Annotated in this window: 20 protein-coding genes and 1 tRNA gene; 6 read left to right on the top strand and 15 right to left on the bottom strand. The window is 63.6% G+C overall.

Features of this window, described 5'->3' with window-relative positions; genetic code table 11:
• Nucleotides 1-7 precede the first annotated feature (7 nt).
• Nucleotides 8-979, top strand: coding sequence for a Hint domain-containing protein (locus KVX96_RS04365; protein WP_261193049.1), 972 nt, complete (start codon nt 8-10; stop codon nt 977-979).
• A 6-nt stretch (nt 980-985) separates the two neighbouring features.
• Here KVX96_RS04365 and KVX96_RS04360 read toward each other — a convergent pair whose 3' ends face one another.
• The 8 genes from KVX96_RS04360 to rplK all read right to left on the bottom strand — a co-directional run bounded on the left by KVX96_RS04360 (nt 986) and on the right by rplK (nt 15364).
• Nucleotides 986-1855, bottom strand: coding sequence for a DMT family transporter (locus tag KVX96_RS04360; RefSeq protein WP_261193048.1), 870 nt, complete (start codon nt 1853-1855; stop codon nt 986-988).
• 197 nt (nt 1856-2052) lie between these two features.
• Nucleotides 2053-6321: a DNA-directed RNA polymerase subunit beta' gene (rpoC, locus tag KVX96_RS04355; protein ID WP_261193047.1), complete on the bottom strand. Its 4269-nt coding sequence runs from the start codon at nt 6319-6321 to the stop codon at nt 2053-2055.
• 104 nt (nt 6322-6425) lie between these two features.
• Nucleotides 6426-10562 carry a DNA-directed RNA polymerase subunit beta gene (rpoB, locus tag KVX96_RS04350; protein WP_261193046.1) on the bottom strand — a complete coding sequence of 1379 codons (4137 nt, stop codon included), beginning with the start codon at nt 10560-10562 and terminating at the stop codon, nt 6426-6428.
• Between the two features lie 253 nt (nt 10563-10815).
• Nucleotides 10816-11196 carry a 50S ribosomal protein L7/L12 gene (rplL, locus tag KVX96_RS04345; protein WP_261193045.1) on the bottom strand — a complete coding sequence of 127 codons (381 nt, stop codon included), beginning with the start codon at nt 11194-11196 and terminating at the stop codon, nt 10816-10818.
• Nucleotides 11197-11268: 72 nt separating this feature from the next.
• Nucleotides 11269-11784 (bottom strand): 50S ribosomal protein L10, encoded by a 516-nt coding sequence (rplJ, locus tag KVX96_RS04340; protein ID WP_261193044.1) that lies wholly within the window; start codon nt 11782-11784, stop codon nt 11269-11271.
• 338 nt (nt 11785-12122) lie between these two features.
• Complete coding sequence (locus KVX96_RS04335; RefSeq protein ID WP_261193043.1) at nt 12123-14030, bottom strand: hybrid sensor histidine kinase/response regulator; 1908 nt, start codon at nt 14028-14030, stop codon at nt 12123-12125.
• 183 nt (nt 14031-14213) lie between these two features.
• The gene (gene rplA / locus KVX96_RS04330) at nt 14214-14912 is read right to left on the bottom strand and encodes a 50S ribosomal protein L1 (RefSeq protein WP_261193042.1); all 699 of its coding nucleotides are present in this window, start codon (nt 14910-14912) and stop codon (nt 14214-14216) included.
• A gap of 2 nt (nt 14913-14914) precedes the next feature.
• Entirely contained in the window at nt 14915-15364 is a 450-nt protein-coding gene (rplK, locus tag KVX96_RS04325; RefSeq protein ID WP_261193040.1) for a 50S ribosomal protein L11, read from the bottom strand.
• A gap of 235 nt (nt 15365-15599) precedes the next feature.
• On the opposite strand from rplK, the gene KVX96_RS04320 reads away from it, so the two are divergent.
• The gene (locus KVX96_RS04320; RefSeq protein WP_261193039.1) at nt 15600-17483 is read left to right on the top strand and encodes an amidohydrolase; all 1884 of its coding nucleotides are present in this window, start codon (nt 15600-15602) and stop codon (nt 17481-17483) included.
• 85 nt (nt 17484-17568) lie between these two features.
• Here the strand turns inward: KVX96_RS04320 and nusG are convergent, their stop codons facing one another.
• From nusG to KVX96_RS04295, 5 genes are all read right to left on the bottom strand, one after another.
• Nucleotides 17569-18102, bottom strand: coding sequence for a transcription termination/antitermination protein NusG (gene nusG / locus KVX96_RS04315; protein WP_261193038.1), 534 nt, complete (start codon nt 18100-18102; stop codon nt 17569-17571).
• Nucleotides 18103-18270: 168 nt separating this feature from the next.
• The gene (secE, locus tag KVX96_RS04310; protein WP_261193037.1) at nt 18271-18471 is read right to left on the bottom strand and encodes a preprotein translocase subunit SecE; all 201 of its coding nucleotides are present in this window, start codon (nt 18469-18471) and stop codon (nt 18271-18273) included.
• 100 nt (nt 18472-18571) lie between these two features.
• Nucleotides 18572-19483: a hypothetical protein gene (locus KVX96_RS04305; RefSeq protein WP_261193036.1), complete on the bottom strand. Its 912-nt coding sequence runs from the start codon at nt 19481-19483 to the stop codon at nt 18572-18574.
• A gap of 57 nt (nt 19484-19540) precedes the next feature.
• Nucleotides 19541-19616 (bottom strand) — tRNA-Trp (locus tag KVX96_RS04300).
• 115 nt (nt 19617-19731) lie between these two features.
• Entirely contained in the window at nt 19732-20115 is a 384-nt protein-coding gene (locus KVX96_RS04295; protein WP_261193035.1) for an MAPEG family protein, read from the bottom strand.
• Between the two features lie 93 nt (nt 20116-20208).
• Between KVX96_RS04295 and KVX96_RS04290 the strand changes: the two genes are divergently transcribed.
• The gene (locus tag KVX96_RS04290) at nt 20209-21024 is read left to right on the top strand and encodes a helix-turn-helix domain-containing protein (RefSeq protein ID WP_261193034.1); all 816 of its coding nucleotides are present in this window, start codon (nt 20209-20211) and stop codon (nt 21022-21024) included.
• Nucleotides 21025-21067: 43 nt separating this feature from the next.
• Nucleotides 21068-21748, top strand: a complete 681-nt coding sequence (locus KVX96_RS04285; RefSeq protein WP_261193033.1) for a lysophospholipid acyltransferase family protein — start codon at nt 21068-21070, stop codon at nt 21746-21748.
• 240 nt (nt 21749-21988) lie between these two features.
• Here the strand turns inward: KVX96_RS04285 and tuf are convergent, their stop codons facing one another.
• Nucleotides 21989-23164 (bottom strand): elongation factor Tu, encoded by a 1176-nt coding sequence (gene tuf / locus KVX96_RS04280; RefSeq protein ID WP_261193032.1) that lies wholly within the window; start codon nt 23162-23164, stop codon nt 21989-21991.
• A gap of 82 nt (nt 23165-23246) precedes the next feature.
• Nucleotides 23247-23885 carry a hypothetical protein gene (locus KVX96_RS04275; RefSeq protein ID WP_261193031.1) on the bottom strand — a complete coding sequence of 213 codons (639 nt, stop codon included), beginning with the start codon at nt 23883-23885 and terminating at the stop codon, nt 23247-23249.
• A gap of 104 nt (nt 23886-23989) precedes the next feature.
• Here KVX96_RS04275 and KVX96_RS04270 point away from each other — a divergent pair, with 104 nt between their 5' ends.
• Together KVX96_RS04270 and KVX96_RS04265 are read left to right on the top strand one after the other, a co-directional pair.
• Nucleotides 23990-25405 carry a cytochrome P450 gene (locus KVX96_RS04270; RefSeq protein WP_261193030.1) on the top strand — a complete coding sequence of 472 codons (1416 nt, stop codon included), beginning with the start codon at nt 23990-23992 and terminating at the stop codon, nt 25403-25405.
• Nucleotides 25406-25590: 185 nt separating this feature from the next.
• Entirely contained in the window at nt 25591-26850 is a 1260-nt protein-coding gene (locus KVX96_RS04265; RefSeq protein ID WP_314733088.1) for a cytochrome P450, read from the top strand.
• Nucleotides 26851-26855: the final 5 nt, after the last annotated feature.

Raw genomic sequence — 26855 nt, 5'->3', positions numbered from 1 at the left:
GGCCTCCTTGGCCGGGATCGAGATCTGGTCTTCCGATTACGGGCTTGTCCACAGCTTTCACCCCGACGACTGCATTTTGCCAGACATCACCGCCGCGCATCTGTCCGCCGCTTTTCCGGCTGCCGCGCTAGGGGCTGCCCCGGCGCTGGATCCGCGCGAAACGCTATTCCTCGTTGATCGCCGCCGCCGCGTGTTCCTGCGGCAGCCGGCCGCTTCGGACGCTGAGCCCCCCTTTGTGCTGGCCGAAGGCTACCGGGAAATCACCCTCTTTCAAGAGCCACAGCGCGACGGGCTCAGCCTGCTGCGCGAAGCGCTGTTCGGCTTCCTCGCCGCCCTGCCCACCAGCGGCTGCCTGGGCCTCGTGTCCGGCACGCAGGTGCGCTGCGAACAGGGCGAAGAGGCCGTGGAATCGATCCGGCCCGGCACGCGCGTGGTGACGCCGGGCGGCACCTATGAAACCGTCCTGGCCGTGGCGCGCACCCCTGTCCCGCAGACGGTGCTCACCTGCCTGCCGCGGTTTGCGCCGGTTGTCTTCCCGGCCAATGCCCTTGGCAACGCGCGCGCCTTCTCGCTGGCCCCCGGTCAGGGGCTGCGCGTCGGCGGGCCCAACGTGGAATATGATTTCGGTGAGATCGATGTGCTGGTGGCCGCGCGCGAGTTCGCACCGCTCACCAAGGCCTATGCCGATGCGCCGAGCCGGGGGGTGACCTATCACAACCTGATCCTCTCCGCCCCCGCCCCGGTACAGGTGGGCGATCTCTGGACAGAGACGGTGAACCTGTCCACCGTCTCGCCGGAATGGCTGCCAAGGCTGCAATCGGTCGGGCTGGTGACCGGGCTTTCGGATTGCCCGCTGCAGGCGCTGAGCCACGGGGCCCCCGAAACGCGGCACCTGCGCCGCTTCGAGGCGCAATCGCTGCTTTACGAGCTGACGCGCGACGGCGGCGCGATTTCCCGTGCGGCCTTTGCCCTGCCCTAAGCCCGCTTACCCCTGCCGCTGCACCACCTGCTCGCGGTAGAGCACCCAGACCCCCATGCCCACGACAATCGCCGCGCCCAGCAGCGTGGCAGGGCGTGGCCATTCGCCGAACACCAGCACGCCGAGCACCAGCGCGATCAGCAGGCTCGTGTAGCGGAAGGGTGCGACGAAGCCGATGTCGCCCACGCGCATGACGGCAACGCTGAACACGTAGCCCGCAATGACGAAGACAACGCTGCCGCCGATCAGCGCCCAATGTCGTGGCTCCATCACCACCCATTCGCTGCCCGCCGTTCCGGCCGCCCCAAGAAGCGTGACGCCGAAGGCCGCCGCCGCCGCGACGGTGAGTGAGGGCACCGCCGGGGACACCGCGCGCGCGAAAAGATCGCGCGCCGTGACCAGCGCCACGGCAATCAGCGCGTAGACGGAATAGATATTGAAGCCTTCCGTGCCCGGGCGCACGATCAGCAAGACGCCAATGAAGCCCACGAAAATCGCCGAGAGCCTGCGCCAGCCGACGGGCTCGCCCAGAAACACCGCGCCTGCGAGCGTGACCGTGAGCGGCAGGGTTTGCAGGATCGCCGTGGCATTGGCGATCGGCATGTTGAAGAGCGCGCTGATGAAGAAATAGGCCGCGCCCACCTCGACCAGCGTGCGCAGCAGGATCATCTTGCGATCCCGTTTCGGAATGCGGAAGGTCAGCTTGCCCATGGCGCGGGCCAGCAGCAGGATCGCCAGCGTCGTGACCACGCCGCGCAGCAGGATGGCCTGAAACAGGGGAATCTCGCCGGAGAGCGATTTCATGCAGGCATCGTTCAGGGTGAAGCCTGTCATGCTGCCGATCATCAGAAGCGCGCCGCGCGTGTTGTCTTTCATAGACGAAGCGGTGGCGGTTTCGCGCGGCTCTGTCAAGCGGGCTTGAGGAAGGGCCGCAAAAAGAGGGGGCTCTGCCCCCGGCCCCTGACGGGGCCTCCCCCGAGGTATTTTTGGCAAGAGGAAAGGGGCCCCAAAGGAAAAGCCCCCCGCCGGTGTGGCGGAGGGCTTTGATGTGTTCAGGCGCGAGAAAGCGGCGCTTATTCTTCGCGGCTTTCCGGCGTTTCCACGAGGATGGTGTCGAACTCGTCGCCACCGATCACATCGTCGGAGAAGCTGCCGGCATCGGCCTCGGTCGGCGCGGCAAGGGCCACGGCTTCCTCGGCTTCGGCACGGCGTGCTTCGAGCACCACGTTGTCGCGGTCGGCCGCGATGCGGCGCACGCGCTGGGTCGCGCCACCCGTCCCGGCCGGGATCAGGCGACCCACGATCACGTTCTCCTTCAGGCCGACGAGCTTGTCCTTCTTGCCCTGCACCGAGGCCTCGGTGAGGACGCGGGTCGTCTCCTGGAAGGAGGCGGCCGAGATGAAGGAGCGCGTCTGCAGGCTGGCCTTGGTGATCCCGAGCAGGATCGGCTCGCCTTGCGCCGGACGCTTGCCACGGGCCAGCGCCTTTTCGTTGGCCTGATCGAACTCGATCTTGTCCACGTGCTCGCCCTTCAGAAGCGTCGTATCGCCGGATTCGGAGATCTCCCACTTCTGCAGCATCTGCCGGACGATGACCTCGACGTGCTTGTCGTTGATCTTCACGCCCTGCAGTCGATACACGTCCTGCACCTCGTCGATCATGTAGTTGGCCAGAGCCTCCACACCGAGGATCGACAGGATGTCGTGCGGCGCAGGGTTGCCGTCCATGATGTAATCGCCCTTCTGGACGAAATCGCCTTCGGCAACCGGGATGTGCTTGCCTTTGGGCACCATGTATTCGACGGGTTCCATCGACTCATCGGCCGGTTCGATCGAGATGCGGCGCTTGTTCTTGTAGTCGCGGCCGTAGCGCACGTAACCATCGATTTCGGCGATGATCGCGTGATCTTTCGGGCGGCGGGCTTCGAACAGTTCGGCCACACGGGGCAGACCACCGGTGATGTCTTTCGTCTTGGCGCCTTCACGCGGAATACGCGCCACAACGTCACCTGCCTTGATGTCCTGACCGTCTTCGATCGAGAGGATCGCATCCACCGACATCGGGTAGGTCACCGGGTTGCCCGCATCGTTGCGGACCGGCTCGCCATCGGCGTCGACGATGATGATCTCGGGCTTAAGCTCGTTGCCCTTGGGCGCGGCGCGCCAGTCGGACACGATCTTCTGGGTCATGCCGGTGGCATCGTCGGTCACGTCGCGCACGGAGATGCCCGAGTAGAGATCGACGAATTTCGCCTTACCGGCTTTCTCCGCGATGATCGGCAGGGTGTAGGGATCCCATTCGAACAGCTTGTCGCCGCGAACAACCTTCATGCCTTCCTTGACGTGCACCTTCGAGCCGTAGCCGAGCTTGAAGGAGGCGCGCTCCTGCTCGTTCTCGTCGATGATCGCAAGCTGCATGTTGCGGCCCATGACGATCAGCTCGCCATGCGCGTTTTCCAAAAGGTTGGTGTTGCGGAACTCCACGCGGCCTTCCTGGCTCGCTTCCTGGAAGGACTGCTGGCCACCCTGGGCAACGCCGCCGATGTGGAAGGTCCGCATCGTCAGCTGCGTGCCCGGCTCACCGATGGACTGCGCGGCGATGATGCCGACAGCCTCGCCGATGTTCACGCGCGTGCCGCGGGCCAGATCCCGGCCGTAACACTGGGCGCAAACGCCTTCTTCGGCTTCACAGGTCAGCGGGCTGCGGATGCGCATGGAGGCCACACCGGCTTCCTCGATCGTATCCGCCTTGCGCTCGTCGATCAGCTCGCCCTTGGCCACGAGCACCTCATCGGTGCCGGGGCGCAGAACGTCATCGGCGGCCACGCGGCCAAGGATGCGTTCGGCCAGCGAGGAGACAACCTCACCGTCGTTGACAGCGGCTTCGGCCGTGATCGCCTTCTCGGTGCCGCAGTCGGGCAGGCGCACGATGCAATCCTGCGCCACGTCAACGAGGCGGCGGGTCAGGTACCCGGAGTTTGCCGTTTTCAGAGCGGTATCGGAGAGGCCTTTACGGGCACCGTGGGTCGAGTTGAAGTACTCGAGCACGGTCAGGCCTTCCTTGAAGTTCGAGATGATCGGCGTTTCGATGATCTCGCCGTTCGGCTTGGCCATCAGGCCGCGCATCCCGCCGAGCTGTTTCATCTGCGTCACCGAGCCCCGCGCACCGGAGTGGGCCATCATGTAAACGGAGTTCGGCTCGTTCTCGGCGCCGGTCTCGTCGTGACCGGCGTTCGAGATCGTGGACATCATCGCGTCCGTGACCTTGTCGTTACATTTGGACCAGGCGTCGACAACCTTGTTGTACTTTTCGCCCTGGGTGATCAGGCCGTCCATGTACTGTTGCTCGAAGCCCTTCACCTGCTCGCGGGTGTCTTCAACGATCTCCCACTTGGTGTCGGGGATCACCATGTCGTCCTTGCCGAAGGAGATACCGGCGGCAAAGGCTTCCTTGAAGCCGAGGCTCATGATCTGGTCACAGAAGATGACGGACTCTTTCTGACCGCAGTAGCGGTAGACGGTGTCGATCACTTGCTGCACTTCCTTCTTCCGCAGAAGACGGTTCACCAGTTCAAACGGTGCTTTCGCGTTCAGCGGCAGCAGCGCGCCGAGGCGGATGCGGCCCGGCGTGGTGTCGAAGCGCTTGTAGACTTCAAGGCCGTTCTCGTCGATCTGCTTGATGCGGGCCTTCACCTTGGCGTGCAGGTGCACCTCGCCGGCGGCGAGCGCATGCTGGACTTCGTCCACGGAGGAGAAGACCATGCCTTCGCCCTTCATGCCTTCGCGTTCCATCGTGATGTAGTAGAGGCCGAGGATCATATCCTGCGACGGCACGATGATCGGCGCGCCGTTGGCGGGCGACAGCACGTTGTTGGTGGACATCATCAGCACGCGGGCTTCCAGCTGGGCTTCCAGCGAGAGCGGCACGTGGACAGCCATCTGGTCACCGTCGAAGTCGGCGTTGAAGGCCGAGCAGACGAGCGGGTGCAGCTGGATGGCCTTGCCTTCGATCAGCGTGGGTTCAAAGGCCTGAATGCCAAGACGGTGCAGTGTGGGCGCGCGGTTCAGCAGAACCGGGTGCTCACGGATGACCTCGTCAAGGATGTCCCAGACCTCGGGGCGCTCTTTTTCAACGAGCTTCTTGGCCTGCTTCACGGTGGAAGACAGCCCCTTGGCTTCAAGGCGCGAATAGATGAACGGCTTGAACAGCTCCAGCGCCATCTTCTTGGGTAGGCCACACTGGTGCAGCTTCAGCTCCGGGCCCGTCACGATGACGGACCGGCCCGAGAAGTCCACGCGCTTGCCGAGAAGGTTCTGGCGGAAGCGGCCCTGCTTGCCTTTCAGCATGTCCGACAGCGATTTCAGCGGGCGCTTGTTGGCGCCGGTGATCACGCGGCCGCGGCGGCCGTTGTCAAACAGTGCATCCACGGATTCCTGCAGCATCCGCTTTTCGTTGCGCACGATGATGTCGGGCGCGCGCAGCTCGATGAGGCGCTTGAGGCGGTTGTTGCGGTTGATCACGCGGCGGTACAGATCGTTGAGATCGGAGGTCGCGAAGCGGCCACCGTCCAGCGGCACCAGCGGGCGAAGTTCCGGCGGGATCACCGGGATCACGGTGAGGATCATCCACTCCGGGCGGTTGCCAGATTCAAGGAAGGATTCCACCACTTTCAGGCGCTTGATGATCTTCTTGGGCTTCAGTTCTCCGGTGGCTTCGGCCAGATCGGCGCGCAGCTGCTCGGCTTCGGCTTCCAGATCGATCATGGAGAGCATTTCACGGATGGCTTCCGCGCCGATGCCGGCGGTGAAGGCGTCCATGCCATAGACGTCTTGGGCGTCCATGAACTCTTCTTCGCTCATCAACTGGCCGTAGGTCAGATCCGTGAGGCCCGGCTCGATCACGACGTAGTTCTCGAAGTAGAGAATGCGTTCCAGATCGCGCAGGGTCATGTCCAGCATCAGGCCGATCCGGGACGGAAGCGACTTGAGGAACCAGATGTGCGCCACCGGTGCGGCCAGTTCGATGTGGCCCATGCGCTCGCGGCGGACCTTCTGCAGCGTGACCTCCACACCGCATTTCTCGCAGACAACGCCGCGATATTTCATGCGCTTGTATTTGCCGCAGAGGCATTCGTAATCCTTGATCGGGCCAAAGATCCGCGCGCAGAAGAGGCCGTCACGCTCGGGCTTGAACGTGCGGTAGTTGATGGTTTCGGGCTTCTTGATCTCACCGTAGGACCAAGAGAGGATCCGCTCAGGGCTGGCCAGCGAGACCTTGATCTCGTCGAAGGTCTTTTGCGGCGTCAGCGGGTTGAACGGGTTGTTCGTGAGTTCCTGGTTCATTTTGATACCTCGTGGGTCAGAGGGTGCGGGGGAGGATGTGAGGGCGGCGAAGCAGGCTTCGCGCGCCCCGGGGCCGTGAGGCGGGGGTTAACCCGCCTGTTGGCTCAATCCTCCTCCTCCGCATCCAGGAGTTCCATGTTCAGGCCGAGGCCACGGACTTCTTTGACGAGCACGTTGAAGGATTCCGGCACGCCGGCTTCGAAGTTGTCTTCGCCCTTCACGATGCTTTCGTAGACTTTCGTCCGGCCAGCAACGTCGTCCGACTTCACGGTGAGCATTTCCTGCAGGGTGTAGGCGGCGCCATAGGCTTCCAGAGCCCAGACTTCCATCTCCCCGAAACGCTGACCACCGAACTGCGCCTTACCGCCCAGCGGCTGCTGGGTGACGAGCGAGTACGGGCCCGTGGAACGGGCGTGGATCTTGTCGTCCACCAGGTGGTGCAGCTTGAGCAGGTATTTCACACCCACGGTGACCTGACGGGAGAATTGCTCGCCCGTGCGGCCATCGTAGAGCACCGATTGGCCCGACTGCGAGAAGCCCGCTTTCACCAGAGCTTCGTTCACATCGGCTTCCTTGGCACCGTCAAACACCGGCGTTGCGATCGGCACACCGCGCGTCACGTTGCCTGCACGCTCCAGCAGCGAGTCCTCTTCGAGGCCGGCGAGGCCTTCCTCGTAGACATCGTCGCCATAGGCAATGCGCAGGGCCTCGCGGACCGGCGTCATGTCACCGGAGCGGCGGTATTCCTGCAGCGCATCGTCGATCTGGATGCCCAGACCACGGGACGCCCAACCCATGTGGGTTTCGAGGATCTGACCAACGTTCATCCGCGAGGGCACGCCCAGCGGGTTGAGGCAGAAGTCAACAGGGGTACCATCGGCGAGGAACGGCATGTCTTCCATCGGAACAACCTTGGAAATCACACCTTTGTTGCCGTGACGGCCGGCCATCTTGTCGCCCGGCTGAAGCTTGCGCTTCACCGCGATGAAGACTTTGACCATCTTCATCACGCCCGGCGGCAGATCGTCGCCGCGGCGGACCTTCTCGACCTTGTCCTCGAAGCGATGCTCCAGCGCACGGCGCTGTGCCTCGAACTGCTCGTTGAGCGCTTCCACGATCTTGGCGTCGTCCTCGTCCTCAAGGGCGAGCTGCCACCACTGGCCTTTGGACAGGGTGCCCAGCAGCTCTTCGGTGATCACCGAGTTCGGTGCCACGCCGCGCGGGCCTTTCACGGCCTGCTTGCCGAGGATCATGTCCTTCAGGCGCGCGTAGATGTTGCGCTCAAGGATGTGCATCTCGTCGTCGCGGTCACGGGCGAGGCGTTCGATTTCCTCACGCTCGATCTGCAGGGCACGCTCGTCTTTTTCCACGCCATGGCGGTTGAAGACGCGCACTTCCACGACGGTGCCGTAGTCGCCCGGCTTCACGCGCAGCGAGGTGTCGCGCACGTCGGAGGCTTTCTCACCGAAGATGGCGCGCAGAAGCTTTTCTTCCGGCGTCATCGGGCTTTCGCCCTTCGGCGTGATCTTACCGACGAGAATATCGCCCGGCTCCACATCGGCGCCGATGTAGACGATGCCCGCCTCGTCGAGGTTGCGCAGGGCTTCCTCGCCGACGTTCGGGATATCGCGGGTGATCTCTTCCGGCCCGAGCTTCGTGTCACGGGCGGCGACTTCGAATTCCTCGATGTGGATCGAGGTAAAGACGTCGTCGCGCGCGATGCGCTCGGAGATCAGGATGGAGTCCTCGTAGTTGTAGCCGTTCCAGGGCATGAAGGCGACGACGACGTTCTTACCGAGCGCCAGTTCCCCCATATCCGTGGAGGGGCCGTCGGCGATCACTTCGCCCTTGCCCACGATGTCGCCCACTTTCACCAGCGGACGCTGGTTGATGCAGGTGTTCTGGTTGGAGCGCTGGAACTTGCGCATCCGGTAGATGTCCACGCCGGGATCACCCACTTCCAGATCGGAAGTGGCGCGCACAACGATACGCTGGGCGTCGACTTGGTCGATCACACCGGCGCGTTTTGCCATGATCGCAGCACCGGAATCCCGGGCCACGACTTCCTCGATGCCGGTGCCCACGAGCGGCGCATCGGCGCGCAGCAGCGGAACCGCCTGACGTTGCATGTTCGAGCCCATGAGAGCGCGGTTGGCGTCGTCGTTTTCAAGGAACGGAATCAGCGAGGCAGCCACAGACACCAGCTGTTTCGGCGACACGTCGATCAGGTCCACGTTCTCGATCGTCTGCAGCGTGTATTCGCCGGCCTGACGGGTGGAGACCATGTCGTTGACGAACTTGCCGTCCTCATCAAGCTTGGCGTTGGCCTGTGCCACAGTGTGGCGCATTTCCTCGGTGGCGGACATGTATTGCACGTCATCCGTCACCTTGCCGTCCACCACCTTGCGGTAGGGGGTCTCGATGAAGCCGTATTTGTTCACGCGGGCATAGGTGGCCAGCGAGTTGATCAGGCCGATGTTCGGGCCTTCCGGCGTTTCAATCGGGCACATGCGGCCGTAGTGCGTCGGGTGCACGTCGCGCACCTCGAAACCGGCGCGCTCGCGGGTCAGACCGCCCGGCCCAAGCGCCGAGAGGCGACGCTTGTGCGTCACTTCGGAGAGCGGGTTCGTCTGGTCCATGAACTGCGACAGCTGGGACGAGCCGAAGAACTCGCGCACGGCGGCAGCGGCCGGTTTCGCGTTGATCAGATCCTGCGGCATCACCGTGTCGATCTCGACGGAAGACATCCGCTCCTTGATCGCACGCTCCATGCGCAGCAGGCCGACGCGGTACTGGTTTTCCATCAGCTCGCCAACCGAACGCACCCGGCGGTTGCCGAGGTGGTCGATGTCGTCGATGTCGCCCTTGCCGTCGCGCAGCTCCACCAGCGCCTTGATGCAGGCGATGATGTCTTCCTTGCGCAGGGTGCGCTGGGTGTCAGCCGCATCCAGAGCAAGACGCATGTTCATCTTCACGCGGCCCACGGCGGAAAGATCGTAGCGCTCGCTGTCGAAGAACAGGCTGTCAAACAGCGTGGAGGCCGCTTCAACGGTGGGCGGCTCGCCCGGACGCATGACGCGGTAGATGTCCATGAGCGCGGTGTCGCGGCCCATGTTCTTGTCGGCGGCCATCGTGTTGCGGATGTAGGGGCCGACGTTGATGTTGTCGATGTCCAGAACCGGGATCTCGGTGAAACCGGCATCCATCAGCTCTTTCAGCGTGCCACCGATCAGCTCGCCGTCCTTGTCGTGCTCCAGCGTCAGCTCGTCGCCGGCTTCCACGAAGATCGCGCCGGTTTCCTCGTCGATCAGATCCTTGGCAACATATTTGCCCACGATCCGGTCGAAGGGCACCAGAAGCTCCTTCACCTTGCCTTCATCGATCAGCTGTTTCACCGCGCGCGGGGTGACCTTCTTGCCCGCTTCGGCGATCACTTCGCCGGTGGCGGCGTCGATCAGGTCATAGGTGGGGCGGGTGCCACGCACACGCTCGGGGAAGAACTTGGTGGCCCAGCCCTTGTTCTTCTTCAGCTTGTAGGTGACGGTATCATAGTAGGCGTCGCAGATGCCTTCCTGATCGAGGCCGAGCGCGTACAGCAGCGTGGTGACGGGCAGCTTGCGGCGACGGTCGATGCGGGCAAAGACGATGTCCTTGGCGTCGAATTCGAAATCGAGCCAGGAGCCACGGTAGGGGATGATGCGGCAGGCAAACAGCAGCTTGCCGGAGGAATGCGTCTTGCCTTTGTCATGGTCAAAGAACACGCCCGGCGAGCGGTGCATCTGGGAAACGATCACACGCTCGGTGCCGTTGACGATGAAGGTGCCGTTGGGCGTCATCAGGGGCATATCGCCCATGAACACGTCCTGCTCCTTGATGTCCTTCACGGATTTCGCGCCGGTGTCCTCATCGACATCGAACACGATCAGGCGCAGGGTCACCTTCAGCGGGGCGCTGTAGGTCATGTCGCGCTGCTGACATTCCTCAACATCGTACTTCGGCTTCTCAAGCTCGTATTTGACGAACTCCAGAACGGCGGTTTCGTTGAAATCCTTGATCGGGAAAACCGATTGAAAGACGCCCTTGATGCCTTCCCCGTCGGTCGGGTCAGGCTGGTCGCCGGATTTCAGGAACAGATCGTAGGAGGATTTCTGAACCTCGATCAGGTTCGGCATCTCCAGGACTTCGCGGATTTTACCGTAGTATTTGCGAAGCCGTTTTTGGCCAAGGTAGGTCTGAGCCATGCGCGTGGTCACCTTTTCAGCGTTCTTCGCGGGCACGAGTCTGCCGGGGCCACAGCACCGCGCCGCACACGAAACAAGGGGGTTCGATCTATGCCTGGGCTCCGTCCCACCGGGGCCCTCCCGATCGTTGAACCACACCTTGGAAAGAGCTTCTCAGGCAAAGCCCTTTCCAAGACAGGTTCGGCTGGACCCGGATTGCTCCGGATCCAGCCAGAAATTACAAGTCACTGCGGGGCGCTTGAGCCCCGGTAGATTACTTGACTTCGACTTCGGCGCCAGCTGCTTCCAGCTTGCCTTTGATGTCTTCGGCTTCGTCCTTGGACACGCCTTCTTTGACAGCCTTGCCGCCGGCTTCCACCAGCTCTTTGGCTTCTTTGAGGCCCAGGCCGGTGATGGCGCGGACTTCTTTGATGACGTTGATTTTGGACGCGCCGGCCGACTTCAGGATGACGTCGAACTCGGTTTTTTCTTCTTCAGCAGCAGCGCCACCGGCGTCGCCTGCAGCAGCAACCATCACGGCGCCACCAGCAGCCGGCTCGATGCCGTACTCGTCTTTCAGGATGGTTTTCAGCTCTTGAGCTTCGAGAAGGGTCAGACCAACGATCTCTTCAGCCAGTTTTTTCAGATCAGCCATTGTACTGTTTTCCGTTCGTTAAGATGTGTTCCAACGTGCCAGGGTTCAACCCCCACGCAGGTCTCTTGTTGCTTAAGCGGCTTCCCGCTCCTCCAGAGTGGAGAGGATGCCAGCGATGTTGCTTGCAGGCGCGCCAATGGCACCGGCGATGTTGGCAGCCGGGGCGCCGATGCAGCCGACGATGGAAGCGATAAGCTCCTCGCGGGACGGCATCTTCGACACGGCGGTAACACCAGCACGGTCCAGAGCGCTCTCACCCATTGCACCGCCAAGGATCTCAAACTTTTTGTTATCTTTGGCGAAGTCCTCGGCCACCTTGGCTGCTGCCACGGGGTCCTCGGAGAAGGTCAGAACGGTCATGCCCGAAAGGTATTCGGAAATCGAAGCACAGGGCTTACCTTCCAGGGCGATTTTGGCGAGCTTGTTTTTGGCAACACGCACGGAACTACCTGCCTCGCGGGCGCGGGCACGCAGATCCTGCATCTCAGCAACGGTGAGGCCTTCGTAGTGGGAAACCACGACGACGCCAGAGCTTTCGAAGATTTGGCCGAGTTCCTCGACCAGTTTCTCTTTCTGGGCTCTATCCACAGCGTTACTCCAAATGTGAGGGGCATCACCCCTCGGCTCAGGTTTAGCCGCTCCGATGTCGAAACGGCCTCTTAAGTCCTTGATGTACGGGACAAAGCCAAAATGCGCCCGAGGTAGTCTCTGGCAAATTCTGTCATCTCCCGTCTCGGGCAGGAATTATGAAGCGAGGCCTCACCCACCGTCTCGGACGAAACGCAAAGCAGCGCCCGACGAATCGCGCGCTCCAGTGCAGGACTGCCTCTTAGGGGGTTCTCGGCGCGGGGGCAAGGGCGAATGCCCCGGTCTTTCCCACTGCCTGCCGTCTACCCACCCCTGCTCACCAGCCGGTGAGCGGCAACTCAGGCATCGCGCGCCAGCAGATCGGACCGCGCCTTGGCGGACGTCGCCGCAGCGCGAGACTGCGGGCCGGAATGAGGGCCGGGATGCGGGAGCGCCGGTTTCGGCCCCATGGGCCGCGGTGTGGCGGGCTCTCTGCCCCCGTCCGCAGGATGCTCCGCGGAGGAGCCCGCCGTGGCGCGGGCAGCGCCGATCACCTTCGCAACACGGGCTTCCAGCACCGCCTTGTCGATCGGCTTGGGCACATAGTCCGCCATGCCGAGGGTCCGGATCCGGGCCGCCGCTTCCTCCTCGTCTTCCGCCGAGAGCGCAATGACCGGCGTCGCCGCGATCCGGCCGCCCGCCGCTTGCATCGCGGCAAACATCTCCGCCCCGCCCATGCGCGGCATGTTCAGATCGAGCAGAACCAGGTCGAAGCGCGCAGCTTCCAGCGCGGCAAGGCCCTCCAGCCCGTCGCAGGCTTCTGCGCCGGTCAGCCCCATGCGGCGCAGGAAGGCCAGCGCGATGGTGCGGTTGGTGCGGTTGTCATCCACCACCAGAACATGCGCGCCAGCGTCCAGAGTGGCTACGGCGGCTTTCATATCACGCGAAGGCGTGACGGCTTCACCGGCAGCCGGCACCGGCCTCGCCACGGCTTGAGCCTCGAAGCTCAGGCAGAATTCCGAGCCCCGTCCGGGGCGGGAGCGCAGGGTCACATCCCCGCCCATCCGCCGCGCCAGTTGGCGGGTGATCGGCAGGCCAAGGCCTGTGCTGTTGAGCTTCAATCCACCGGCGGGCCCGGCCGCGCCCGTGCTGCGCGCTGCAGGCTGGATCTGCTGGTACTTCTCGAAGATCCGCGCCTGATCCTCCCGGGCGATGCCGGGGCCGCTGTCCTTTACGCGGACCTCGACCTTGCCCGGTTCGCCCGGCGCCCGGCCCGCCCAAAGCTCCACCCCACCGTCATCGGTGTATTTCAGCGCGTTCGACAGCAGGTTGGACACGCATTGGCGCACGCGCATCCGGTCAAACATCAGATCCTGCGGCAGGGCCGGATCCACCCTGAATGCAAGATCAAGCCCCTTGTCCTCGGCAAGGCCGCGGAACAGATCCACCACGTCGCCACAGGTCTGGGCGAGGTTGGCGACCTCCGACGCGAGGCTGAAATGGCCGGACTCGATTTTGGCGCTGTCCAGAAGCTCCGTCACGATCCGCTCCGCATCGCGCGCGGAGCGTTCAAGCAGATCGAGCTGCCGCTTGCGGCGGTCCGGATCCTCTTCCTCCTGCAATAGCTGAACCGCACCCAGCACCCCGTTGAGCGGAGTGCGGATTTCATGGCTGATGACGGCCAGAAAATCATCTTTGGCGCGATTGGCCGCTTCCGCCCGCGCGCGGGCCTGCGCCATCTCCGCTTTCAGACGCTGGTTCACCCGGTAGGCAAGGCTCAGGTAAAGCAGAAGAAACGCAATGATGAAGGCGAAAAGCAAAACCTGCATCGCGGGCGCGCCGTTGAGACTGCGGGCTGCCGGAAGGAAAAGCGCCGTTGCGATCAGAGGGCCGAGCTTGGCCAGACGTTCTGCAAAGCTGTGCTCCTTGATCAGCATCGTATGGGTGAGCGCCCCGATCAGGATCGCAAGCGCCAGAACCGTTTCTGCCACGCCCCCCTGCAGCGCCAGCAGCGCGCAATTGGCCATCATGGCCGCGCTCGCGAGCCCCATCAAAGCCACGCTGAAGGCCGGGTCAGGCGGCTGCCCCGCCTCTGCCGCACGGCGCCGCAGGCCATAGAGCCGCGCTTCGCTATAGGCCACGGTGGCAAAGGCCGCGACAACGAAAGCCGTCGGCAGGAAGAACCCCGACGCCAGGAAAATGATTCCGACACCGGCAAGACGGGAGGGCAAATCCCGATCCCTGAACCCATCGCCTTGCTGCGTCACACTTTGCGCCTTTCTGCCTGCCCACTTGCCCCGGACTATGCCAAGCAAAAGCTTAACGAAGGCTTTCCACGGCCCGGAGAACGGGCGATTTCCGCAAGCAGAGCGCCCCAAAATAGCAGCGCAACGAAAAAGGGGCGCGAAAACCGCGCCCCTTCCTCAATTTCTAGTCTGAACCGGTTGGGCTCAGTTGCCGGTGGCGTTTTCCACGGAGATCGTCACGCCCGGGCCCATGGAGGAGCTCAGCGCGATTTTCTTCATGTAGGAGCCCTTGGCACCCGTCGGCTTGGCGCGGGAGACGGCTTCCACGAAGGCACGCACGTTCTCGGCCAGCTTGGCCTCGTCGAAGGAGACCTTGCCGATGCCGGCGTGCACGACGCCTGCTTTTTCAGCCTTGAACTGAACTTCGCCACCCTTGGCGTTGGCCACGGCTTGCGCCACGTCCATCGTCACGGTGCCGACCTTCGGGTTCGGCATCAGGTTGCGCGGGCCGAGGATCTTACCCAGGCGGCCAACGATCGGCATCATGTCCGGGGTCGCGATGCAGCGATCGAACTCGATGGTGCCGCCCTGGATGGTTTCCATCAGGTCTTCGGCGCCCACGATGTCAGCACCAGCTTTCTGGGCTTCTTCCGCTTTCGGGCCACGGGCGAAGACAGCAACGCGCACGGTTTTGCCGGTGCCGTTGGGTAGCGTAACAACGCCGCGGACCATCTGGTCAGCGTGGCGCGGGTCAACACCGAGGTTCATCGCGATCTCGAGCGTCTCGTCGAATTTGGCGGTCGCGTTGCCTTTGATCAGGGCAACGGCTTCCTCGACGGAGAGGTTTTCCTTGCCGGCAAATGCGGCGCGGGCGGCGGTGGTGCGTTTTCCAAGCTTGGCCATGATTACTTCACCTCGATGCCCATGGACTTCGCGGAGCCCAGGATGATTTGCATTGCGGCTTCCACGTCGTTCGCGGACAGGTCCTTCATCTTGGCTTCGGCGATCTCGCGCACCTGGGCCACGGTCACGTAAGCGATCGTCTCACGGCCGGGCTTCTCAGCGCCTTTCGGACGGTTGCGCTTGCCGACGGGCTTCAGGCCAGCAGCCTTCTTGAGGTAGTAAGACGCGGGCGGCGTCTTGATGTCCATCGCGAAGGATTTGTCCTGGTAGTAGGTGATCACGGTCGGGCACGGCGCACCGGGCTCCATGTCCTGCGTCTTGGCGTTGAACGCCTTGCAGAATTCCATGATGTTGATGCCGCGCTGACCCAGGGCGGGGCCCACGGGCGGCGACGGGTTGGCTTTGCCTGCAGGGATCTGCAGCTTCATGGTGCCAGCAAGCTTCTTGGCCATTGGCCATCTCCTTGTTACAGCAACGACAGATCGCGATCTGCCGTCAGGTTTGCCCGTGGTCAGGTGCCCGCACGCGTGCGCGCCGCCTCCCACGTATGAATCACCCCATACGAGGTGATCGGCACGCACTACGCGTAAGCGGCCCTGAATGCAAGGCCCTGCCGAAAGCTTTAAAAAATTGACGCGTCCGGACCGCCTCCGGATAGTGGGGAGGATTTCAAAAAGGAGATTTCCCATGAAGCCCATTGATCGGCGCATGCTCCTGCGCGCCGCCCTGCTGGGGGCCACGTCCCTGTCCGGCGTTGCGCGCGCCTTCGCGCAGGAAGGCAGCCTGAGCGACATCGGCACCTCGCTTCAGCCCGCAGACCGCGCGACCGTCTACACCGCGCGCGAGATCGTCACGCTCGACCCGGACCGCCCAACGGCCCAAGCCGTGGCCGTGATCGGCGGGCGGATCCTTGGCGCGGGGTCATTGGACGAGGTGACAGCCGCCCTCGGCACGCAACCCTTCGACATCGACACCACGTTTGAAGATCTCGTGATCCTGCCCGGTTTCATCGCACAGCACGATCACCCTGTGCTCGCGGGGCTTACGATGTCCTCAGAAATTCTGGCCATCGAGGATTGGGCGCTGCCCACGGGCACCGTGCGCGCCGTGACGGACAAGGACGATTTCCTGACACGGCTCACACAGGCCCATGACGCCATGGACGATCCCGACGAGCCCCTGCTCACATGGGGCTACCACGCGGCCTTCTACGGGCCCCTCACACGCGCGGATCTGGACACGGTCAGCACCACGCGCCCGATCTTCGCCTGGGCCCGCTCCTGCCACGAGTTCATCCTCAACACCGCCGCGATGGAGGCAGGTGGCGTCACCGAAGCGCTGATGCAGAGCTGGAGCGACTCCGCGCAAAGCCAATCCAGTTTCGAAGACGGCCATTTCTGGGAACAGGGGCTCTTTGCCGTGCTGCCCAGCATCGCCTCTCTGGTGATCCGGCCGGAGAAATTCGTCGCCGGGCTGCACACCATGCGTGATTACATGCACGCCAAGGGCATCACCCACGGCAATGAGCCCGGCGGCATCCTCGCAAAACCAGTGCAGGATATCGTGAACTCCGTCATGTCCTCGTCCGACATGCCCTTCCGCTGGGATTTCATCGCCGACGGCAAGAGCCTCGTGGCCAAATCGGAGGATGACGCAGAGGTCATTGCCGAAACCGAGGCACTGCACGATTGGTACGACGGCTTCACCGCGCTGGCCGAAGGCAGCATCAAGCTCTTTGCGGATGGCGCGATCTACTCGCTCGCGATGCAGGTGCGCGAGCCTTATCTCGACGGCCATGAAGGCGACTGGATGATGGACGCCGACCTCTTCGAGCGCGCGTTCCGGCTGTACTGGGAGGCGGGCTATCAGATCCATATCCACGTCAACGGCGATGCGGGCCTTGATCGCGTGCTTGAAAATCTGGAAGCCAACCAGCGCCGCACGCCGCGCTTTGATCACCGGACGGTCATCGTCCACTTCGGTGTCAGCGCGGAAGATCAGGTCGCGTGGATCCGCGCGCTCGGGGCCATCGTGAGCGCGAACCCCTACTACGTGCGCGCCCTTGCCGATCAATACAGCAAGGTGGGCCTCGGCCCGGAGCGGGCGGACTCGATGGTCCGGCTGGGAGATGTGGGCCGCGCGGGCGTGTCCTTCTCGCTCCACTCAGACATGCCGATGGCTCCTTGCGATCCGCTGTTTCTGATGTGGTGCGCGGTGAACCGCGTCACCAGCTCGGGCCGCATCGCTGGCCCGGAGCAACGGGTGACGGCGGAGATGGCTTTGAAGAGCGTCACGCTGGACGCTGCGTTTTCCCACCGGCTGGACCACGCGCTCGGCAGCATCGAGACAGGCAAACGGGCCAATTTCACCGTGGTTTCCGAAAACCCGCTTACGGTGGAGCCCATGGCCATCAAGGATATTGAAGTCTGGGGGACGGTTCTGGAAGGGCGGCTTCTGCAGGTCGGCTCGCTGCCCCAGCGCGATGCCGGGCTATTGCCCGAAGACAAGGATGGCTCCTTTGCACTGGCCGCAGCCGCACATGCCCTCAGCGTTGTCCATGCGCATGGCTGAGGCGTGATCCACCCGCCTGAACGAAAAAAGCGCCCCTTGAACCGGGGCGCTTTTTGAAACTGTCTGGTGATCCACCGTCCGGGGATCAGGCCCCTTTGGAAACCTGCGTGTATTCCAGTTCGACGGGGGTTGCGCGGCCGAAAATCGACACCGTCACCTTCAGGCGCTGGTTGTCGTCGTCCACCTCTTCCACCATGCCTTCGAAGCCCTCGAAGGGGCCGTCGTTCACATTCACCTTCTCGCCGACCTCGAAACGGATCAGCGTGCGCGGCGCTTCCTGGTTTTCCTCGACGCGGTTGAGGATCTGGTTCACCTCGGCATCGCGCATCGGCATCGGGCGGCCTTGCGGACCAAGGAACCCGGTGACGCGGTTGATCGAGGTGATCAGGTGGTAGCCCGCATCCGTCATTTCCATGCGCACAAGCACGTAGCCCGGCATGAAGCGGCGCTCGGTCGAGACCTTCTTGCCCCGGCGCACTTCGATGACCTCTTCGGTCGGCACCAGAACTTCTTCGATCTCTTCCTCGAGGCCGGCTTCCTCGACGGCGTGTTTGATCTGCTCAGCGATCTTCTTCTCGAAGTTCGAGAGCACGCTCACCGAATACCACCGCTTTGCCATCTGCCTTCGTCCTCGCATCGCCCGGGGCTTTGCCCGGAAATTCAACTCTTGGTTCCGCAATATAAATCGGCGTGCGACTCGATTCGAAGCACGCCGGATTGGGGAAGTCTGGGCTACCTACAGCCTGCCTGCTGAAATGACAAGCACCGGCAGGCCTTGCATTCGGCCTTAGCCGAACATCCCGAGAAGGCCGGTCAGCCCGGTGCGGATCAGCAGATCAACAAAGAAGAAGAAGATCGCCGTCAGCGTCGCCATGATGAAGACCATCACGGTGGTCAGGATCACCTCGCGGCGGGTGGGCCATACCACCTTGGAGACTTCGCCCCGCACCTGCTGGATGAACTGAAGCGGATTCGTCTTGGTTGCCATTCTATCGTCTGCCTTTATCCGGAAACGCCCTGCAGATACGGGCTCTGGCGGCGGTTTTCAAGTCAATAGCGCGTCAGGCGGTGCAGCAGCGGCGCCCCGCTCAGGCGTAAGGCTGCAGGAGCCGGACACCGGGCAGGGCCGCAGCCGTGGCGATATCAGCCTCATAGGCGGCCCGGCTGGCCTCCTTGATGGTGTCTGGCCAGGGATCGAACCCCGGATGCGCCTTGCTCACCGGGAAGGCCTCGCGCGCACGTTTGGCCAGCCCCTTGTCCTTCGGTTCGTCTTCGGCCCAGGCCTGTGTCACCGCCACGGCGGTGCGCGACAGCCCCTGATGGGCCAGCCCCTCGGGGTGGTCCAGCGCGGCCACGACGCCCTCCGGGATGGCTTCGCCAAGGATCTGCGGCAGAAGTGCTCCGTACTCCTCGTAGCGCCAGAGGATCAGCTCCTGAGCGCCCTTGATCAGGCTCAACCGCCGCACAAGATTGGACCATTGGATCTGTTCTGGCTGTGCGCCGCCGACGAAATCCACGAAGCGGCCATAGCGCGCGCGCAACATGGCCTGGCTGTAGGCTGAGACCAGATAGGACGACGGCTCGCGCACCGACAGCATCAGGCGCAGGTTGCATCCCGAAAGCCCGCGGACGATCCGTTCGACCCGCAGATCGGCCTTGGGATAGAGCGGAAACAGCTGTGCGGTGTCGCCCTGAAACATCGGTCCGAGCAGGTTTTCTTCCGACAGGATCACCGTCCGCGCGCCTTGAGCCAGATCTTCCAGCACGGGCAGCGCCGCGCCCGGCCGGCTGCCGGTCTCAAGTCCCAGAATCTGGCGCAGGCTCAGCCCCGTGGGGCGGATCGTGCTGGGCCCCACATAGCGCACGGAAGCCGCGGCAAGGCGCTCGGCGTTGCGGTCCAGCAGCTTCTGGAAATGGGTGGTGGCCGTCTTGTGGGCGCCGATGTGCAGGAAGACGTTCAGGCTGTCTGGCACGATCTCGCTCGATCCCCGTTGGCGCATCGCCTGTCGCGGGATGCGCGCGGTTTCTCGGCGGAACCAGCCCGCCCTTGGGCGGCCTGGCAGGGGCTGAGGGACTCGAACCCACGACCCTCGGTTTTGGAGACCGATGCTCTACCAACTGAGCTAAACCCCTAGGCCGTGCGCTGGATTACGACGCCTGTACGGGGGAATCAAGAGCACTTCGCAAAAAAAGAAGCCGCCCGCTGCGCGAGGGTCTGGCGGCAGGCGGGCATGGGCTTGAAGCCGTTTCAAAGAACGGCCAAAGCCATCAGAACAAGCCCGCCAAACCCCACCGTGAACACGGCCGAGCGCAGCACCGGCACCGCAGCCAGATAGAGCGGAAGATAGACAATGCGCGCCAGAACGAAGATCTGCGCGCCGAGCAGCGCCTGCCCCATCTTCGCCTCCGGCAGAATCATCGCCAACAGCGCCAGCGCAAGGAACACAGGTAGGTTCTCCTGAAAATTGCGCGAGGCCCGCCGCGCCCGGGCCAGAACCGGCGCGGGCGCAGGCTCACTGTCGCGCGAACCGAGATAGGCCGAGATCCCATAACCCGGAATCAGAAGCGCCGAGCAGAGATAAATCCCGGCCAGGTAAAGCGCGAGCGCGGCGAGTATCCAATGCTGCATCATGGGGTGTCCTTTCCTGTCCTGCAGAGGCGGGTTGCCTTGGCGCGGAGCCTATGGCCCACTGGGAATGGTGGCAATTCCTTCGGAGGGAATGAGATGGAGCAAACCGCCTTCGGGCCCGTCCTCAAATCGGTGCGCAGCGCGCTGGGGCTGTCGCAAGCGGCGCTGGCGCTGGAACTGGCCTCCACGCAACGCCACATCTCCTTTCTGGAAACCGGCCGCGCCCAGCCCTCGCGCAGCTTTCTGGTGCGGCTCTGCGCGGAGCTGCGCCTGAGCCCCGGCCAGCGGGCGAGCCTGTTTGCCGCTTCGGGCTATGCGAACCCCTACCGGATGCGCGAGCTGGACTCGCGCGATGTCACGGCAACGCTGGACATGATCGAACACCGCGTGCTGGGCAACTGGCCCTTCCCGGCCTTCCTGCTGGACAAAAGCTGGAACATCCTGCGCCGCAACGCGATGGCGCAGCACCTGTTCGGCGCCTTCCTGCCCGGCACGGAGCCCACCAACAGCCCGGACAACCTGCTGGCCGTCATGCTGTCGCCTGGTTTTATGGGGCTCATCGAAAACTGGGAAGACGCCAGCGCCGCCCTGTTCTTCCGCCTGCAATCCGCCGCCGCGCGGGACGCCACGGTGGCGGCAATCTTTGACGATGCCCGCGCTCGCGGCCTCTTTGCCCATGTCGAGGCGCTGCTGACAGACGGGCGGACGGTGCCTGTCTATATCCCCGTCGTGATCCGGCCGCCCGGGGGGGCGAGCCTGCGGATCACCTCACTACTGGGCCAACTCGCCACCGTGCAGGACGAGATGGTGGAGGGGTTTGACATCGAACTGCTGATCCCGGAGGACGCGGCCACCGAAGCCCTGTTGCGCCAGATGGGAGAAGGAGTTGATCCGACGCGCGGGCAGCGCTAACCCTCGCGCAAGGAAAGGACACCCCGTGAAGCTACGCAAACGCTTGAGCAACAGCCCCCGGCTGAACCGCTTCCTCGCCCGCCGCTTCGCGGCCTATATCCGCTTCGCCTATCGCACCAGCACTTACAGCTGTGAGGGCATGGAGGAGATCAGCGCCGAAATCCGCGCCGGGCGTCCGGTGATCATGGGGCTCATGCACCAGCGCCTGATGCTCTCGCCCTTCATGTTCCCGCCCCGCGAAGAAGGCGACATCTGCTCGATCACCTCCGCCGCCAAAGCCGGCAAACTCGCCGGTCTGGTGCAGGAGGAATTCGGTTTTCAGACAGTGCCCCTGCCCCGCAAGCAAAGCCATGTGGCGCTCTCCCGCGCCATCGTCGGAAAAATGCGCGAGGGCGTGTCGGTGGGCTTCGCTGTGGACGGCCCCTCCGGCCCCAGCGGCGTGGCCAAAACAGTGCCGCTGGCCTGGGCAAGGCTCACAGGCCGCCCGATCTACCTCACCGCCTTCTCCGCGCGCCGCGGCTTTCGGCTCGGCACCTGGGATCGCCTTTTCGTCCCCCTGCCCTGGACCTCCGGCGTGATCCTCTGCGAACGCTTCGCTGAGGATATGCCCAAGAAACCGACGGAAACTGAAACCGAAGCCCTGCGCCTTGCCCTGGAAACCCAGCTCACCGCCCTCTGCGCCCGCGCCGATACCGCCTGCGGACATAGCACCCCGCTCCTCTAGCAAACCCGCGGGGCTTGCACCCCGCACGCCGTTTCAAGCGGGGGCCAGCCCCCGCACCCCCGGGATACTTCGGGTCAGAAGATGGGGCCCCACTTTGTTCTGTAAATATCTCGGGGGAGGCACGCCGCGAGGCGTGGCGGGGGCAGAGCCCCCTCTTTTTTTGCCCACAACAAGCGCGCAGGCATGCAAAAAGGGCCGCTCCGAAGAGCGGCCCTTTTCTATTGGAGCGTCAGATCTCGCTTACGCGAGGATCTTGGACACAACGCCAGCGCCGACGGTGCGGCCGCCTTCGCGGATGGCGAAGCGCAGACCGTCTTCCATGGCGATCGGGGCGATCAGCTCAACGGTGAAGGAGATGTTGTCGCCCGGCATCACCATCTCGGTGCCTTCGGCCAGCGTCACCGTGCCGGTCACATCCGTCGTGCGGAAGTAGAACTGCGGGCGGTAGTTGGCGAAGAACGGGGTGTGACGGCCGCCTTCTTCCTTCGTCAGGATGTAGGCTTCGGCTTCGAACTTCGTGTGCGGGGTCACGGAGCCCGGCTTACACAGAACCTGGCCACGCTCGACGGCTTCACGGTCGATGCCGCGCAGCAGGGCGCCGATGTTGTCGCCGGCTTCACCGCGATCCAGCAGCTTGCGGAACATTTCAACGCCGGTACAGGTCGTCGTTTGCGTGTCCTTGATGCCCACGATCTCGATGCTGTCGCCCACGTTGATCACGCCGCGCTCAACACGACCGGTCACAACGGTGCCGCGGCCGGAGATCGAGAACACGTCTTCGATCGGCATCAGGAACGGCTGATCCACTGCGCGCTCGGGCGTGTCGATGTAGTCGTCGACGGCCTGCATCAGCTCGGCGATCTTCTCGGAACCGATGTTGTCGTCACGGCCTTCCAGAGCGGCCAGGGCGGAGCCTGCCACGATCGGGATATCGTCGCCCGGGTAGTCGTAGGAAGACAGCAGCTCGCGGATTTCCATTTCCACCAGCTCGAGCAGTTCCTCGTCGTCCACCTGGTCCACTTTGTTCATGAACACGACCATCTTCGGGATGCCAACCTGACGGCCCAGCAGGATGTGCTCGCGGGTCTGCGGCATCGGGCCGTCAGCAGCGTTCACAACCAGGATCGCGCCGTCCATCTGGGCAGCACCGGTGATCATGTTCTTCACGTAGTCGGCGTGGCCGGGGCAGTCCACGTGGGCGTAGTGACGGGCGTCCGTCTCGTACTCAACGTGCGCCGTGGAGATGGTGATGCCGCGGGCTTTCTCTTCCGGGGCGCCGTCGATCTCGTCGTAGGCTTTGAAGTCACCGAATTGCTTGGTGATCGCTGCGGTCAGCGTCGTCTTGCCGTGGTCAACGTGGCCAATGGTGCCGATGTTGACGTGCGGTTTCGTACGCTCAAACTTTTCCTTTGCCATAGTCGCGGCGCCTCGTGTTTTGGGGGGCCAGATGGGGCCCGAGTCTGCATCGCGGGCTCGTTACCGGGCTCCGCAGGAAAAATCAAGCGCCACTTGAGGAAACCGCCGCACGGGCGTCGGACTTGTCGAAAATCCGCTGCGGCGGCGAGGGCAGTTCACCTTCTTCCAGCAGCGAGGGGCGGTTCACCCAATCCGGGTTTTCCGAGATCCATTTCTCGATGCTGCGCGCCACGTTGCGCGACAGCTCTTCCATCTGCTCGCGGCTCGACATGGTCAGGCCGGAGCTGATCACCCCATCGGCTGTGAAATTCTCCAGCACCGTGATCTGCTTGGGCTCGGCGTTGAGCTTCTGCTTGTTGCCTTCGTCCCAGATGTTCACCATGACGATGGCCACCGACTTGGGCGAGGCCACCACCGGCACCCCCGGCACGGCCACCACATAGCCCACCAGATTGATCCCGATGTCATAGGCCCGCCCGCCCTGGTAACGCCCCAGCCGCTCCACCAGCGCATCGGCCATGATGTCTTCCCAGTCGTCCGCCGTCACATTTTTGGACAGCGGGCCGATCTGCGCGTCATCGGCGTAGATGAAGTAGCGCCCCAGCCGGAACTCGCCGAGATCCTTGGGCGGCTCCAGTTCCGGAGAGCCGACGCTGCAGGCGGCCAGAAGCGGCGCGGCGAGCAGGGCAAGGAGGGTGCGGCGGGAAAGAATGGGGCGCATGGGGGTCTCCGGCTGGGCAATGGGGCTTTCGATAGCAAGGCAGGCCCCGCAAGGCAATTGCCCCGCGCGGTGCGCCGCCTATACTGAGGGGGGAGGTCCTTGATATGCAACAGTCTGCCCCCATCAGCACCGCCGCCCCGGCCCCGATTGACACCGCGCAGGCGGGCCGCGTGCCCGCCTTCGTGCCGCTGGTCAAGGAGCCCTGGGGCATCTGGCAATCCTTCCAGGTGGCCCGGCGCAACGTGCTGGAGATCATCCCCGAAATCGCCACGCGCCAGCCCATCGTCTCCGGGCGCACCGGCAAGCGCTGGCATATGGTGATGGATCCGGTGAGCCTGAAGCACATCCTGCGCGACAGGCTGGCGGATTACCCGAAATCCGACGTCACCAAGAACATCCTGCGCCCGGCCATAGGCGACAGCCTTTTCATCGCGGAAGGGGCACATTGGCACTGGCAGCGCCGCGCCGCCGCGCCGGTTTTTTCCCACCGCAATGTGGCCGGACTTGCGCCGATCATGTCGGCGGCGGCGGAACGCTCCTGCGCTCGGTTAGCGCCTTTTGCCCAGTCTGGCGGCACGCGGGCCGCGGATCTGTTCGAGGAAATGGTCACCGCCACCTTCGAGGTGATCTCAGATGTGACCTTCTCCGGCGGCGAAGGTTTTGACCGCAGCGAGGTGCATAAGGCCATCGACGCTTACATCGCGCAGACGGCCAAGCTTTCGCTGATGGATGTGGTGGGCGTGCCCACATGGGTGCCGCGCCCGGGCCGTGTGATGAGCGGGGCGGCTTTGAAGACGATGAAACGCGTCTCCGACAGCGCCATCGAAAGCCGCAAATCCCGGCCGAAACCCGGCGCGCCGGACTTGCTGGATCTGATGATGGCCGGGGAAGATCCCGAGACCAAGCGGCAGATGAGCACGCCGGAGTTGCGCGACAACCTGCTGACCTTCATCGTCGCCGGGCACGAGACAACCGCGCTTACCTTGAGCTGGGCGCTGTATCTCTGCGCCTTTGATGAGCAGGTGCAGGCCGAAGCTCGCGCCGAGGCGCAAGCCGTGCTCAACGGGCGCGCCGCCACGGCTGAAGATGTGCCCAACCTGCCGCTCACGCGCCGGATCATCGACGAGACCCTCCGCCTCTACCCGCCGGCGGCCTTCCTGTCGCGCACCGCATTGGCACCGGACACGCTCTGCGACCGGGAGGTGCGCAAGGGCGACACGGTGATGATCCCGGTCTACGCGCTGCACCGCAACCATCTGCTCTGGGAGGACCCGGACGCCTTCCGGCCAGACCGCTTCGCCGACCCGCGCGCGATCGACCGGTTTGCCTACCTGCCCTTCGGCGATGGCCCCCGCATCTGCATCGGTGCGAGCTTCGCCCTGCAGGAGGCGGTGATCATCCTCGCCACCCTGCTGTCGCGCTACCGGTTCGAGGCCATCCCCGGCCGCGATCCGAAACCGGTGATGATTCTCACCCTGCGTCCGGAAGGTGGGGTCTGGCTGAAGGTGCATCCCGCATAAGCCGTGCTTGAGACGCAATGCCCCGGTTCCACCAGGCCGCGTGCCGGTGTAAGCTGCGCCCATACTTCACGAATTTGGATACCGCCTGCCCCATGGAACCCGTCAAAGTCCCGCTGCGCACGAAGCCCTGGGGGGTGGCCGGGGTGCTTCGCTTCCTACGAACCGCCCGCCGTAACCTTGTCGAAATGATACCGCAGAACGCGGTGCACGAACCGATGCTGACGAGCGAAACCATCCGCCGCTGGCATATGGTGATGGACCCGGAAGCCCTGAAGCGCATCCTGAAGGACAACGTTGATAACTACCCGAAAGCGGAAGTCGCCGTGAACATCATGCGCACGGCCATCGGGGAGAGTATCTTCGTGGCGCACGGGCAATACTGGCTCTGGCAACGGCGCACAGCTGCGCCGATTTTCTCCTATCGGAACGTTGCCAGCCTTGCGCCCATCATGACGGAATCCACGGCGCGCACGGTCGAGAAGATCGCGCAGATCCCGGAAGGGGAGCCGTTCAACATCCTCGACCCGATGATCGAGGTCACCTTTGAAATCATCTCCGATGTAACCCTGTCCAATGATGACAGTCTGAGCCGCGAGCAGATGCACCGCGCTCTGGACAGTTTCATCAAGCGTACCGGGCGCGTTTCCTTGCTGGATGCGCTGGGAGCGCCATTCTGGATCCCACGCCCCTCCCGCTTGTTCAGCGCCCGCGACCTGACCAAAGTACAGAAGATCGTGGACCGCGCCATCGAGAAGCGCCGCGCGGAAGGGCCAAACCCGAACCCCGACCTGACGGACCTGTTTCTGGCGGGCGAAGATCCTGTCACCAAGCGCAAGATGACAACCGAAGAGCTGCGCAACAACCTTCTGACCTTTGTTGTCGCGGGCCACGAGACCAGCGCGCTGACGCTCGCCTGGGCCATCTACCTCTGCTCGATTGATCCCGAGGTTCAGGAAAAGGCCGCACAGGAAGCCAGGGCCGTCCTGAACGGGCGCACAGCGGTGATCGATGACGTGGCCAAGATGCCGTTCATCCGCTGCATCATCGAGGAAACCATGCGGCTTTATCCACCCTTTGCACTGCTGATACGGTCGGCAAAAGGGGATGATACGCTCATTGGCCACGAGGTGCGCAAAGGGGATCCGTTGGTCCTGCCGATCTATGCCTTACATCGCAACCGACGGCTTTGGAAGGACCCGGACAGTTTCAAACCGGAACGCTTCCGGGATCGCAAATCGATCACCCGGTTTTCCTATCTGCCCTTCGGTGATGGCCCCAGAATCTGCATCGGCGCGGAGTTCGCCCTGCAAGAAACCGTCATTGTCCTGGGCACCTTGCTGTCGCGTTTCCGGTTTGAGCCCGTGGACGGCAAGGAACCCAAGCCCGTGATGCTGCTCACCCTGCGCCCGGAAGGCGGCGTGTGGGTGCGCGCGCACAAGCGTTAAAGCGG

Origin of the sequence: Pseudoruegeria sp. SHC-113 (assembly GCF_025376885.1) — a bacterium.
GTDB lineage: Bacteria > Pseudomonadota > Alphaproteobacteria > Rhodobacterales > Rhodobacteraceae > Pseudoruegeria.
This window is presented reverse-complemented; position numbering and strand designations above follow the sequence as displayed.